Here is a 13701-nt window from a genome sequence, read left to right on the forward strand (position 1 = left end):
ATGACACCCCACACGCCAGCTTCGACACACGCCCGCTTCCTGGACGAATCGGTTTTGCCGACATTCACCGATCTGCGGATGACCGCTTTCGGCAGAAGCGTGATCGATATCGCCGCCGACCCCGCATTCGACGACTGGTCATTTTCCGACAAAGTGCTCTACGCACTCGACCAAGAAGTCGCGGCCAGGCGCGAACGACGAGTCAACAAACTGCTCAAAGCATCAAAATCGCCAAACCCCGATGCTTGTGTTGAAGACATCACCTACATGCCTGACCGCAACATCAACAAAGAGCAAATCACCCGACTTGCTCAATGCCAATGGTGCCAGCACACCCAAAATATTGTCATCCTAGGCAAGTCCTCAGTCGGCAAAACCTACCTCGCGCTCGCCCTGCTCAACGCTGTATGCCGACGAGATTTCTCAGCGAAATTCTTCCGCACCGATATGCTCGCCAACCAGCTAGCCGTGCTCAAACACGACGACATCGCCCGGATGAACTTTTTCGAAGACATCCGAAACACTGACGTACTTGTCCTCGATGACTTCCTCACCACACCAATCGACGCCGAAATAGCGCCACAGCTGCTCAACATCCTCGCTGCTCGAGAACAACGAGGATCAACAATCGTCACATCCCAGTTCAACCCTGAAGACTGGTACAAATCCATCCCCGATGCCGTCATCGCCGAATCCATCCTCAACCGACTCGTCGGAGGCGCTGAGATCATCGCCCTAGATGGACCCAACATGCGACTCAACACCTAACCCCACAACGCCCGGGTGACTACCGCTACCACACACCCACCCGGGCGCTTGTGTCTGATCTGATGTAGTTGGTCCAGTTCGTCTTGGGAAGTAGGCCGTGTTGGCGGCCTGTTTTGGTCCGTTTCAGCGCGGAAAATTAGGCCACTTCCCCATGTGGCTGTGACTGGTGTGGCTCCTTTTTAGAAAGGGAAGGGCCATGCCGATAACCACCCCCAGTAGGTTTCTGTTCCTGAGAAATGTCCCATCTTCGTTTGGCCGCGAGGTCCGGGACTTGGGTTTTCAGGAAGGGACCAGAAAGTAGATGACGATCAGCATGACCACGATCGAAACTATCAGACAGCTCGATGACGAGGGAATGTCCAGACGAGCGATTGCCAAGGCGGTGAACGTGTCGCGCGCTACGGTCGATAAGTACGTTAACCAGGACGATTTCAGCCCAACCGTGCCGGTGAAGACACGCAAACCAGGCTCAATCGTGCTGGGTGAGGCGTTGTGCGCTGTGATTGATGGTTGGCTCGAGGATGATCAGCGCATGCCACGCAAGCAACGCCACACTGCGCAACGCATCTGTGACCGGCTGATCAACGAGCATGGCTATACGGGCTCGTATTCACCGGTGCAGCGCTACGTCAAGCAGTGGAAACAGGACCATAAATCCCCGGGGGATGGGTTCATGGAGTTGGAATGGTCACCGGGGGTCATCCAGGTCGATTTCGGCCAGGCAGAAGTCATCATGGCGTCAGCCGCAAGGGTTGTGCACCTTCTGGTGGTGACGTTTCCGTATTCAAATATGAGGTTTTGCAGGGCCTTTGCCGGCGAAACCGCTGAGTGCGTCATTACCGGGCTTTTAGATGTCATCGACACCGCCGGCGGGGTGCCGACTGAGATGGTCTTCGATAACGCGACCGCCGTTGGGCGCCGTGTCGGCCCGAAAGTGGTGGAATCGGAGCTTTTCGCCGCGTTCAAAGCGCACTATAGGACGAAGGCTCGGTACTGCAATCCGTACTCGGGCCATGAGAAAGGCAATGTGGAAAACGCGGTCGGCTTCATCCGCCGAAACCTGCTTGTGCCTGTGCCGGAAGTAGCCTCCCTAGCGGAGTTGAACACCATCTTGGAGTCCGGGTGCGCCGCGTTTGCTACCCACACCCACTACAAGAAGGCAGCCACGGTCGCTGAACTGTTCAAACAGGATCAGCAAGCGCTCAAAGCGTGCCCGTCGGTGCGGTTTAACCCGGTGCGTTTCGACGTGCGCCGCACCGACAAAACCGGCGTTGTCACCCTAGACGGCAACCGTTACCTGGTCGGGCCTGCCTGGGCGAACAGGCAAGTCACGCTGGAGTTGTCCCACGACACCGTCACCGTTTTAGACGACGACACCAGACGCATCATCGCATTGCCGAGAGTTTTCGGTACCGCAGACTCGACGGTGATCAACCCGATGAGTTTGCTGCCTGGGTTAGCGAAAAAACCCGGGGCGTGGACGAACTCACCGCTTCGCCATCACCTGCCGGACGCTGTCGTGGGCTACCTCGACGGGGCGGATACCGCTACACGCCGGGAGTTTTTCACCCACGCGCAAACCACCGCCACAGAATGCGGATTCGACGCCACCGTCACCGCAGCCGCCGCACTCTTAGAGACCAACGCCCAACCAACCGGGCCTCATCTGGGTATCGCCGCACGCTACAGCTCCCCACCACCACCACAACACACACGAGCGAACCTCACCACCTATGACCAGCTCCTTGCCACCACAACCACCTCACAGCATGCGGAGGTGACCTCACAGTGAGCACCGATACCACCAACAACAAAGACCGCGTGGTGGCTCTTGGCCGCCAGCTCTACCTCACTACCGCCGTGTTACGCCAGTGCGCAGACCATGCCACCCCACGCCAATGCGACATCCTCATTGAGCTCTTCGAAGCGGAGCTTTCTTCCAGGGCCGCATCAAGAGCGCGGCGCCTGATGCACCGCGCGCGTGTCCCGGTACGCAAAACCCTCGACAGCTACGACTGGTCCCCGGTCACCTTGCCCGCCGACATCACCCGCGAACACCTCACCACACTCGACTTCCTCAACGGGTGTGAAGACCTCGTCTTCTACGGCGACGTCGGAACCGGCAAAACACACCTCGCCATCGCACTGGTCACCGCGGCATGTCTCAGAGGCATTCCGGCACGGTTTTTCACCGCCGCAGGACTCGTCGACCATCTACGGAACGCGAAACACGCAGGCAAACTCGACAAAGAGCTCGCATCCCTAGGCAAAAACGAACTCCTCGTCATCGACGAACTCGGCTACATCCCCATCGACACCGACGGGGCAAGACTTCTGTTCCAAGCAATCGCCGACGCGTACGAACAACGCAGCCTGATCATCACCACCAACCTTGCATTTTCCCAATGGGGCCAAGTCTTCGGAAACGACGACATGGCAGCCGCCGCAATCGACCGCATCGTCCACCACGGCCGCATGATCACCTTCACCGGCCAGTCCTACCGCATGGCAAACGCCCTCATGAAATAGCCCCGAAACCCCAGCAACGCTCACACGGCCCAAAACCGTGCAGACCTGGCCTAAAAAACCGAGCCGAAATGGCCTACTACAACTTGACAAAACACAGGCGCTACCGAAAACTCACCACACCGCTACCATTCCCCTGGTCGTAACAGGCTATAGACCAAGGTCACCTTCGAAGTTTGGAACTAGATCGTCGGGTCCGTGGAACTAGGGTTGGAATCGGGCAACATCAGCAGTGGTCAATGAGTTTTCCGAAACCCCCATTGCACTCCATTAACCAGTAACAACGAGGTCAGGCGGGGTGATCCACAAATTAATAGAAAAAAGAGACGATAAATAGGCACTTCCAGCACTGCTATTGCCGTATGGATGCCGTACAGCTCCGCCGCTAAAGGATGGAATCCATCGCTGCTGTCAGAGAATCTAGGTCACTATCGAACAGCTCGGTGTAGTGATCCAACGTCATCGAAATGTTCTTATGTCTCACCTGACGTGTGAGATTACAGAGATGGGTGCCCCCACGCTCACCATCAAAGAGACGGCGGTGTGACGAAGATCATGAGATGTCACATGGGGGAAATCCTCATCTACTGCTTGAATGCGTCCTACGGCACAACCGAGCCACGACTTCGTCCCCTGCGGTCGCTTTAACGGCTCCTTTGTTCCCTGTTTGGTGAAGAGGAAGTCTGTTTTCTTCTTCCCCTTGCACAGTGCTTTGAGTTCATCGTCCAGCTTCGAAGAAAAGGCAACTACACGCCTTGAACCCTCAGTCTTGAGAGCTTCCTTGATATGCACTTCATTGCCAACCGTGACAGCCTGACGCTTAATACTGATTCGGTGCCGTTCAAAGTCAAGGTCTCCCACCTGAAGCCCCGCAACTTCACCGAACCGCATTTCCCGCCTGCATTCCGCAGAATCGACCTAGACTTAAACGTGAACGTGGTGCTGCCACCACTTGCAGAACGGAGGGAAATTCATGGTCAACGAGAACATCGAGAAATTATCAGCCACGCTGGAGGAAACTCGTGCCGAGCGGGAAGAGCTGTATAAGTGGTTCCACCGGAACCCGGAGTTGTCCATGGAGGAGCATGAGACAGCCGCCCGCATCGAAGAAGAGCTCAAACGCATGGGGCTCGAGGTGCAGACATTCGCGGGGACCGGCAAAGTCGCTGTCATCGAGAATGGGGACGGCCCGACCGTCTTGTTCCGGTCCGACCACGACGCGTTGCCGATCGCCGAAGACACTGGAGCCGATTACGCCGCGCCGGCCGAGAAAGGTGTCATGCACGCGTGCGGCCACGACATGCACACCGCGGCGCATCTCGGTGCCGTGAACGCGCTCGTTCGCAACAAAGACGCTTGGTCGGGTACCTTCATCGCCCTTTTCCAACCCGGCGAGGAAGCTGGTGGCGGGGCCCGCCGAATGGTGGAGGACGGCCTTGTTCAACGGTTACCTAAGCCGGATTACGTGTTCGGCCAGCACGTTCTCGCCGAAGACCCGCCGCTCGGCTTCGCTTTCACGCCGGGTCGAATGACTACCGCCGCGTCGAACTGGAAGGTCCGCATCCACGGAAAATCCGGCCACGGCTCCCTTCCGCACCGCGCAATCGACCCGATTCCAACCGCGGGGACGATTGTCACCCGACTGCAAGCTGCGGTAGCCCGCGAGATCGACCCGCTCGAGATTGGCGTGATCTCGGTGGGATCTATCCACGGCGGAACGTCGTCCAACTCGATCTGCGATCTTGTCGAGCTCGGAATCAACACGCGTGCCTCAACCGACGAGATCTCCGAACAGATCCAGGACATCATGAAACGCGTTATCACCGCCGAGTGCGAGGCCGGTAACTGCCCGGAACCGCCCGAGTTCGAATACCTCGATTCCGTCCCCGTGATCTACAACGACAGGGATCTGACCGAGCGCCTCAAGAACACTTTCACCGATTACTTCGGCGAAGAACTGGTCGGATGGGGCGCTGGCTTATCCGGTTCCGAGGATTTCCCGGTCATCCCAAACGCCTGGGATGCCCCCTACGTCTTCATCTCCTGGTCCGGATTCGAGGAGGGCCACGATGGTCCGCCCAACCACAACAAGGGTTTCCTCCCGCAGCTCCAGCCGACTCTCGACCGCGGCTCTATGTCTGTGCTCCTCGCCGCAGCCACGGTCATGGCCAAGGATTAAGACACGCCCCCGCTTATCGACGATCGGCGCCGAGGCTTCCCCTCGGGGCCGATTTCGTGTGTCGGCACGATGCTAGCGCTGATATCTGCGAGCTACTTCTTCTGATTCATCGCCCACAGCTTGCGGGTTTTCTTGACCGAGAGAGTGAATCCGACCATGAAGATGACCGTCACGAACGGGACGAGGACGAAGCCGGCGCCGTAAGAACCGAATTTGTCTGGGAACGCTCCCCACAACGGTGTTCCCACCGCCAAGCCGATTGGGTAGGCCATCCCGAGCACACCCCAGATCTTGGAGAAGTCACGCTGCCCGAACGCCGCCTGCGCGACGAGTGGGGGAGACACCGTACCGTTCGAAGTGCCCAGGGACATAATGACGATGAGAACAAGGTACGGAATGAAGTAGGTGACCCAGGTGGAGATGAACACCGCAACACCGGCCACTCCCAAGGTCAGCCACATCGCCGGTAGGAGCCCCATCTTGTCGATCAACCAGCCGATCAACGGTTTGAACACGATCAAACTCAGAGTCGCGGTGATGACTACCGCGGAGATCTTGCTGGAGGAGACAAAGATGCCCCACGGAGTGCCCGACAGGTACGCCACAAGGTGCTTTGTCATCGCGTACGTCATGCCGAAAAGAAAGTAGGACGCGATGAGCACGTAGAACCAGGGCACTGTGAACGCTTCTTTTTGGGTCAAGCCCGGCTCGACTCCGGAGACGTCGGCGGCTTCATCAGCGTTGACAGCCGTCTCGCCATAGCCGGGGATTTGATAATCCAGTGGGGAGTTGCGCACCAGGAAGATCGCCGGAAGTATCGTGAACGCCGCCATGAATGCCGCGAGGAAGAATGAGGCGGCGCGCCAGCCGACTGAATCCAAGAGATATGGCATGCCGATTCCGAGGATCATGCCTCCCACCCCGGAGCCAGCCAAGACGACACCCATGATGGTGCCCTTATTCCGGAAGAACCATCGGTTGACCACAACGATAGGCACATACTGTGCAGAAAGGCCCACACCGACACCGATCACGATGCCGGCGAGGTAGAACATCCACAGCGACGTTGACAGCCCAAAGATGATTAGCCCCACCGCAGCGATGATTCCGCCGATAATGAGCAGTCCCTGTGCCTTCAGCTTGTCCACCAGCTGACCTGCCACTGGCATCGCCAAAGCCGATGACACACCGAGCAGCGTGTAGTAGACGAGGAACGACGAGCTCGTGAACTCCGGGAATTGCTACAAGATCACCGGGGTGAAAAAGCTCATCGCCGTGAACGACACGGCCATCGCGATATTGACTAGCAGCGCACCGACGGCCACCCGCAGATAGATTCCGGACAGCTTCTCGCTGGCGGCGATGTCTTCACCAGAAAAACCGCCCGCCCCGGGATTCGATCCGTCATCAGCTCCGATAGCAGTAGACATAGGGCCTCCCTTCTCTCACCTTGAGCGTACAGCTCGACGGCCGAGGGGCCGTGGGTTTTGCGCGTATTCTGGCTGGCCCGTCGCAATGACAGACACATTGGGCGGGCCTGCAGAGTCGGCGGGGAGGCATTGTCACGTCCCCGATCCGGAGAGCGAAACACGGTTGCGCGACCCGAAGGCGCGTACATGTGGGACGATGACGCCGAGCCGTTCGTCGACAACACGGAGATGCTGGCCGAGCTGCTCTCCACGGTCGCCGAGGACTACGGCTTCGACCTCGACTCCGCCCTCATGAGGTCAACGCGGGCGACGCCCAGGCCATCCGCCACGCGGCGTGGGAAACCGCGCTCGACCGCCTCCGCAGCGAGGGCTGGGTCGAGCCGGAGGATGACTCACCGCATGCCCGGCTCCACCGCGGTCGCCCTGCGGATGTCACACCGCGGTCATGGGATTCGTCGTACACGCCGACGACCGCGACAGCCCCGCATAGAAGAACTGCCCCCCAGGAGAAAGTGGGGCGGCGAAGTGGCGCGCGGAGTCGACAACCACAGTTTCACGCCCCCTGTTGCGGTTGGGACGTGTAATGGGCAACCTGCGCACCCATTCATCGAGCTTGTTGATGCCGTATTACGCTCGCTTAGGGGCTACCGAGGTGTTCCTAGAAACCGGTATAGGGACGTGCGCCGTTTGCTGGTGCTTTGGAAAATATCTGATGCCCAAAGCACCCGCCTCAGCTTCTTACTAGCCGTTTGTGACCGTGCTCGGCCGCTCGTGGGAAACCTTCCAATACCCCCAGGCCATAAATGCCAAAGCACCCACTGCAACGACGGTCGTACTAACAGTCAGTGACCCAGTGAATACTTCGTACGCCAAAACGCCGAGGATCAAGAACATGATTACAACTAGCGCGGATTTACGCAGCGTCTTTACGTTCATCTTTCATCCTACTTTCCGAAGCATGAGTTAAGGGCATTCCACTCTGACCCTGCAACAACCGCACCCGCCGCGAGAGACGCACCCAAAGTTTCCGGTGCTGCGATCAGGCTACCTGCGACCGTACCCCCAAGGATTAGGGCATCCCCGAAACAATCCCTATCCAATCCACGGGTTGGGCGAACGTGCGCCTCCAATTTCCTGTCTGAGGCCAAGGTGTAGGGGGCAGCTAGGATCGATTTGGAACTAAACACCAAAGGTCGTGGAACTTAGGCTAAAGCGAGGCCGCGTTGGTAGTGGCCAAAGAGTTTTCCGAAATCCCCCCGAGGTATAACTCCCCGGGGGGGGGGCGGTCTTAGGATCGCCCGTCAGGAATTGCGATTGATCGGGGAGAGACCGTGCTGCTTACCGACTTCTTGGCGCTTATTGGTGTGTTCGCGGCAGCCGTCGCTGTCCCAGGGCCCGATGTTGTCCAGATTATTCGTTTTAGTGTTAAATCCCGTGCTGCTGGCGTGGCTTGCGCGACCGGGATTATGGCGGGCTACGCAATTTGGATTGCGGCATCACTGCTTGGGCTGAGCGCCTTGATGCAAGCTGCCCCACAGCTACTTGCAGTGCTACAGCTGGTCGGCGGCGCATATCTTATCTATATGGGCGTTGGCGCGGTAAGAAGCGGCTTTAAGGCATGGGGGTCAGGAACTAGCACAATGCCCGCTGATGCGAAAGGTGAGTCGCATGCAGCCAGCCAAGCCTTTCGAGTGGGAATGGCAACGAACCTATCGAACCCCAAGTCAGTCTTATTTTTCGGCGCCGTCTTTGCGCAGTTTGTGAAACCTGAGATGGGCTGGGAATGGTTCGCAATTATTCTGCTTAGCTTGGTCTTGATTGGTTTCATCATGTCCGCTGGATTCGCACTCTTGGTTGACGTGTTCGCTGGGTTCCTTGACCGTTACGGCTACCTAGTAGACATCATCACTGGAACCATCTTTGTCGTATTAGCAATGTGGATGATTAGAGACGGCGTGATTGGTCTCGGGGCGTTCGTAAACTAGAACTGGGCGCTACAACACCTTGTAGTTGAAGGTTGAACCGAAGCCAGGCATCCCGAGCGGCATGCGGGTGTCAGATGGGTACGAAATCGCATCGCCGGGGGCTGTGATGCGTACCCGCTTACCTACGTATTGATCCCACTCAATAGCCATACCTTGGCCAGGCGCACGCTCGCCTAGTTTGAACTGCTTTACTTCCCGAGTGGTGTGCTCGCCAGCAATACGCCCACGTACCTGCTGCGGGCTATCCAGCTCCAGAACAAAATATTCGGTGTTCGGATCCTCGCCGTTTGGCATTCCTTTGTCGCCTTGCAGTTCTGCGCCGGTGTACATCCTCACTGTTCCGGTGAATTCCATTTGATTGGGGTACATCCCCTGTGACTCGGCCGAGCCACCATTTGACGGGTTCGCGGCCTGCGAAGCCGGAGCCCCACCCTGCACTGCCATGTCATCGAACTTGCGCACGGTCAACGCGCCGTCCTCGAGCCCGCGCCTGTCTGCAACCGGGCGGAAGTCGATGGCTAAGTGGTCGGGGAGGGGATACCTGATGTCGAAGGTCTCTTCGCCACTGGGCACAAGTGAGGCACCGGACAGGGTGAACAGGCGCGACTGCCGTTCTGGTCTGCCGGAACTGCCACTGATCTGGTAAATACCTCGCCCGCTCGCGGATGCCCATACGGCTTCGCGTGCAGAGCCGTTGCCAGGCGTACCGGCGATGAGCACCTCCGGGGATGCATGGGCCTTACCGTCATCCCCAATGGTGAACACGATGATCGGCTGCGTGTGCCCGCCGCTCACCGCGAGGAGCAGCTCCGGCGAGCCGCCGCCGTTGGCCTCCACCAGAGCGTAGGAATACTGCCCATCTGGTGTGTACTGCGCCGCGGAATTCACCGGGTAGTCGCCGGGGTGGTCGAGCACCCACTCGTACTCTTTCTGCCAATCCGCCGATGCGGCGGGTTCGGACCCGCCGCCGTCAGATACGGACCCATCCGGCTCAACGATCTGCGTCGACGTGACGTACACGGTTTCTCGCGTACCCGTCCCCGAACACCCAGCCAGCACCAGAGGCAACACCAGGGCAATTGCTAACCGACGCTTCATTCTTAACCACCCAGTTCTTTCCTGCGCTCGTATGCAATACGGAGCCGCTCCGCACGCTTGATCTTAAGCTCCGAGCGAGTGCAGTGATCGTCGGCAAGCGTGAGCCCCTACCGCAAGCCGGCCCTTCGTGGTTGACTATGCAGCGTGACTACCACTCGCCAGCTCGAGAACGGACAGGTTGAGCGCACGTACGTCGTCGCGGATCGCGGCGAGCGTCCGGCGACGCGCGGCTGGTTCCATGTTGTCGCGGCGGCGCTCTTTGCGCTCGCCTCGGCGGTGCTGATCACGTTCGCGTGGATGACGCTGACGTGGCCAGGCGCCTTGGGCGTGACCATCTACGGCGCGGGCGTGATCACTTTGTTCGGCGTGTCGGGCATGTATCACCGTTGGCCGTGGCGCTCGGCGTCGACGGTGCAGTGGTGGCGGCGGGCGGACCACGCGACCATTGCGATCTTCATCGCCGCCACGTACACGCCGCTCTGCATCTTGGTGTTCGAACCGCGCACAGCGGCGATCATGCTCACCGTGGCCTGGACGGGCGCCATCCTGGGTGTGATCTTGAACCTGGTCTGGATTAACCACCCACGCTGGCTGGACTTGGTGGTGTACATCGGCCTGGGGTGGATCATCGTGCCGCTCGTGCCCACGCTTTGGGCGGAGACGAACCCGGCCGTGGTCATCCTCATCTTCATCGGTGGCGTGATCTACACACTCGGCGCCCTGGTCTACGGCTTCAAGTGGCCCGGCCGCTCCGCGCGCTACTACGGCTATCACGAGCATTTCCACACCGCCACGATTGTGGCGGCGATTCTGCACCTGGTGGCCATCTGGATGGTTGTGGTGGCCGCGGGCGCGTAGGGGTGCGTTCTTCTCGCGCAACTACACTGGGCGCACATGAAGCGCCTTTTGCTTATCGACGGCCACTCTATGGCGTTCCGCGCCTTCTACGCCCTTCCGGCAGAAAACTTCTCCACCTCAGGAGGTCAGCACACCAACGCGGTGTACGGCTTCCTGTCCATGCTGGCGAACATTCTCACCGACGAGGAGCCGACGCACGTCGCAGTGGCGTTCGATGTGGGACGGCAGACATTCCGCACGGAGAAGTTCCCGGAGTACAAGGCGCAGCGCGAGGCGGCCCCGCCGGAGTTCAAGGGCCAGGTGCCCATCATCGAGGACATCCTGGGCACGCTCGGCATTGTCACCCTATCCAAGGAGAACTTCGAGGCAGACGACATCTTGGCCACGCTGACCACTCAGGCGAAGGCGGACGGGGATTTCGAGGTCGTCATCGTCACCGGCGACCGCGATTACCTCCAGCTGGTAGACGGCTCCACCACGGTGCTCTATCCAACCCGCGGCGTGTCCACCATGACTCGCTTCACCCCGGAGGAGGTCGAGAGGAAGTACGGCCTGACCCCAGAACAGTACCCGGATTACGCGGCCCTGCGGGGCGACCCGTCGGACAACCTCCCCGGCATCCCGAAGGTGGGGGAGAAGACCGCGGCGAAGTGGATCGTGCAATACGGCAACCTCGCCGGCCTCATCGAGCACGCCGAGGAGATCAAGGGCCAGGCCGGCGCGAACTTCCGCGAGCGCATCGAGCAGGTCAAGATGAACCGCGAGCTCACCCAGATGGTCACGGATGTGGAGCTGCCCCTCGGGCCGAACGACCTGGACCTCAAACCCGCGGAGATCGGCGATGTCGCCCAGGCTTTCGATGACCTCGAGTTCGGCGTCAACCTCCGCGAGCGCGTCCTCGCCGCCGTCAAAACCGAGGGCACTGCCGCCGACGCGCCCCAGCCCGTCGAACTCCCCGAGGTCACCGTCGAGGACACGCTTCTCGACGATTGGTTGTCCCAACGCCAAGGCCAAGGCCTCGCCCTCTACGTCTCCGGTACCCCAGCACCGGGGATGGGTGATGTGGTGGCGCTGGCGATCGTCGACAAGCAACGAAGCGCCGTGCAGGTCAACGCTGCGGACCTGACCCCGGCGGAAGATGCGGCGCTGAAATCGTGGATCGAGTCGGATTCCCCGAAGTTCCTGCACGAGGCGAAGGCTGCGTTCCACATGCTGCGCGGGCGCGGGATGACGCTGCGCGGCATTGCACACGACACCGCGATCGCGGCGTACCTCCTGCGCCCCGGGCAGCGCACGTACGCCCTGGAAGACGTGTACCAGCGGCACCTGAAACGCCAGCTCACACTGGGTGGGGACCAGCTGAGCTTGCTGGGGGATACGTCTTTGACCGATGCCGCGGCGGCGGTGCTGGAGCTGTCTGCGGAACTGTCGGAACAGCTGCGGGTGATCGATTCATATGAGCTCTACGCCGATCTGGAGCTGCCGCTGCTGAGCATCCTCGCCGAGATGGAGGACGCCGGCATTGCGGTGGACCTGGCCTCGTTGGAGGAGCTGCGCAAGGACTACACCCACAAGGTGGAGCGCGTGGAGGAGGAGGCTCGAGCGCTGGTGGATGAGCCGACGCTGAACCTCTCCAGCCCCAAGCAGCTCTCCGTGGTGCTCTTTGACAAGCTGGATCTGCCGAAGACCAAGAAGACCAAGACCGGCTACTCTACGGCCGCGGGCGAGATTGAGGCCCTTGCGGAGAAGCACCCGCACCCGTTCCTGGACCACCTGCTGGCGCACCGCGAGTACCAGAAGATGAAGTCCACGATCGAGGGCCTGATCAAGACGGTGCAGCCGGACGGCCGCATCCACACCACGTTCAACCAGACGGTTGCCTCGACTGGCCGCCTGAGCTCCGCCGAGCCGAACCTGCAGAACATTCCGGTGCGCACCGAGGCAGGCAGGCGGATCCGTTCCGCGTTCACGGTGGGCGAGGGCTATGACTGCTTGTTGACGGCGGATTACAGCCAGATTGAAATGCGCGTGATGGCCCACTTGTCCCAGGATGCCGGGCTGATCATGGCGTACAAGGCGGGGGAGGACTTGCACAACTTCGTCGGCTCCCGCGTGTTCGACGTACCCATCGACCAGGTCACCCCGGAGTTGCGCCGCCGCGTTAAGGCGATGTCCTACGGCCTGGTGTACGGCCTCTCCGCGTTCGGCTTGTCCAACCAGCTGGGCATTTCCGCCGGGGAAGCGAAGCAGATCATGGAGGCGTACTTCCAGCGTTTCGGCGGTGTGAAGCGCTACCTGGATGAGGTGGTGGAGCAGGCCCGCCGCGACGGCTACACGTCCACCGTTTTCGGCCGGCGCCGCTACCTTCCGGAGTTGAACTCGGACAACCGTGTGGCCCGCGAGAACGCGGAGCGCGCCGCGCTGAACGCCCCGATCCAGGGCACGGCGGCGGACATCATTAAGGTTGCGATGATCCGCGTGGATGCCGGGCTGGCTGATCTGCGCTCCCGCGTCTTGCTGCAGGTCCACGATGAGCTTGTGGTGGAGGTCGCTCCCGGCGAGCTTGAGCAGGTCCGCGAGATTGTGGAGCGCGAGATGGACGGCGCGATTGAACTCCTGGTGCCTCTCGAGGTGTCCGCCGGAACGGGCGCGAACTGGGACGAAGCGGCGCACTAGCGCCTGTGGCTCGCGCTTGCGTGGGAGCTGCGGGGGAATGTCGTGAGGCGGGTGGCGACCTTCTCCAAAGCACGCCACCCGCCTCACTGCAGAGCCCCCCCAGCCCTGCTTCCCCCCTCTTTCCCTCGGGTCCCCTCTTCCCGAGGCAGCTCCGGTCCGGAGTTTTGGAACAGCGCCCCTC

The 13701-nt window shown here is 60.1% G+C and carries 11 protein-coding genes; 7 read left to right on the forward strand and 4 right to left on the reverse strand.

Annotated elements, in window-relative coordinates:
* The 3 genes from JZY91_RS04825 (at position 1) to istB (ending at position 3297) form a co-directional block, all read left to right on the forward strand.
* Positions 1 to 768: an ATP-binding protein gene (locus JZY91_RS04825; protein ID WP_234948812.1), complete on the forward strand. Its 768-nt coding sequence runs from the start codon at positions 1 to 3 to the stop codon at positions 766 to 768.
* A gap of 301 nt (positions 769 to 1069) precedes the next feature.
* On the forward strand, positions 1070 to 2560 hold the full coding sequence (gene istA / locus JZY91_RS04830) for an IS21 family transposase (protein WP_234947520.1): 1491 nt from the start codon (positions 1070 to 1072) through the stop codon (positions 2558 to 2560).
* The gene (gene istB, locus JZY91_RS04835) at positions 2557 to 3297 is read left to right on the forward strand and encodes an IS21-like element helper ATPase IstB (protein WP_234947519.1); all 741 of its coding nucleotides are present in this window, start codon (positions 2557 to 2559) and stop codon (positions 3295 to 3297) included. The genes istA and istB overlap by 4 nt, the downstream gene beginning before the upstream one ends.
* A gap of 477 nt (positions 3298 to 3774) precedes the next feature.
* On the opposite strand, the gene JZY91_RS11840 is transcribed toward istB, so the two are convergent.
* On the reverse strand, positions 3775 to 4185 hold the full coding sequence (locus JZY91_RS11840; protein WP_370639267.1) for a tyrosine-type recombinase/integrase: 411 nt from the start codon (positions 4183 to 4185) through the stop codon (positions 3775 to 3777).
* Between the two features lie 82 nt (positions 4186 to 4267).
* Between JZY91_RS11840 and JZY91_RS04840 the strand changes: the two genes are divergently transcribed.
* Positions 4268 to 5473: an amidohydrolase gene (locus JZY91_RS04840; protein ID WP_234948813.1), complete on the forward strand. Its 1206-nt coding sequence runs from the start codon at positions 4268 to 4270 to the stop codon at positions 5471 to 5473.
* Between the two features lie 92 nt (positions 5474 to 5565).
* On the opposite strand, the gene JZY91_RS04845 is transcribed toward JZY91_RS04840, so the two are convergent.
* Entirely contained in the window at positions 5566 to 6669 is a 1104-nt protein-coding gene (locus JZY91_RS04845; RefSeq protein WP_370639279.1) for a nitrate/nitrite transporter, read from the reverse strand.
* Positions 6670 to 6714: 45 nt separating this feature from the next.
* A complete protein-coding gene (locus tag JZY91_RS04850; protein WP_234948815.1) occupies positions 6715 to 6903 on the reverse strand; it encodes a hypothetical protein in 189 nt (62 codons plus the stop codon).
* Between the two features lie 1331 nt (positions 6904 to 8234).
* Between JZY91_RS04850 and JZY91_RS04855 the strand changes: the two genes are divergently transcribed.
* The gene (locus JZY91_RS04855) at positions 8235 to 8888 is read left to right on the forward strand and encodes a LysE family translocator (RefSeq protein ID WP_234948816.1); all 654 of its coding nucleotides are present in this window, start codon (positions 8235 to 8237) and stop codon (positions 8886 to 8888) included.
* Positions 8889 to 8897: 9 nt separating this feature from the next.
* Here JZY91_RS04855 and JZY91_RS04860 read toward each other — a convergent pair whose 3' ends face one another.
* Positions 8898 to 9908 carry a hypothetical protein gene (locus tag JZY91_RS04860; protein WP_234948817.1) on the reverse strand — a complete coding sequence of 337 codons (1011 nt, stop codon included), beginning with the start codon at positions 9906 to 9908 and terminating at the stop codon, positions 8898 to 8900.
* 222 nt (positions 9909 to 10130) lie between these two features.
* Between JZY91_RS04860 and JZY91_RS04865 the strand changes: the two genes are divergently transcribed.
* Entirely contained in the window at positions 10131 to 10844 is a 714-nt protein-coding gene (locus JZY91_RS04865) for a hemolysin III family protein (RefSeq protein ID WP_234948818.1), read from the forward strand.
* A 36-nt stretch (positions 10845 to 10880) separates the two neighbouring features.
* A complete protein-coding gene (gene polA, locus JZY91_RS04870) occupies positions 10881 to 13520 on the forward strand; it encodes a DNA polymerase I (protein ID WP_234948819.1) in 2640 nt (879 codons plus the stop codon).
* Positions 13521 to 13701: the final 181 nt, after the last annotated feature.

Origin of the sequence: Corynebacterium sp. CNCTC7651, assembly GCF_021496665.1 — a bacterium.
Taxonomy (GTDB): Bacteria; Actinomycetota; Actinomycetes; order Mycobacteriales; family Mycobacteriaceae; genus Corynebacterium.

What these genes read in the sequence shown, in the direction of transcription:
- JZY91_RS04825 (WP_234948812.1), top strand. Translation starts at nt 1, where the DNA reads ATGACACCCCACACGCCAGCTTCGACACACGCCCGCTTCCTGGACGAA.
- istA (WP_234947520.1), top strand. Translation starts at nt 1,070, where the DNA reads ATGACGATCAGCATGACCACGATCGAAACTATCAGACAGCTCGATGAC.
- JZY91_RS11840 (WP_370639267.1), bottom strand. Translation starts at nt 4,185, where the DNA reads ATGCGGTTCGGTGAAGTTGCGGGGCTTCAGGTGGGAGACCTTGACTTT.
- JZY91_RS04840 (WP_234948813.1), top strand. Translation starts at nt 4,268, where the DNA reads ATGGTCAACGAGAACATCGAGAAATTATCAGCCACGCTGGAGGAAACT.
- JZY91_RS04850 (WP_234948815.1), bottom strand. Translation starts at nt 6,903, where the DNA reads ATGTCTACTGCTATCGGAGCTGATGACGGATCGAATCCCGGGGCGGGC.
- polA (WP_234948819.1), top strand. Translation starts at nt 10,881, where the DNA reads ATGAAGCGCCTTTTGCTTATCGACGGCCACTCTATGGCGTTCCGCGCC.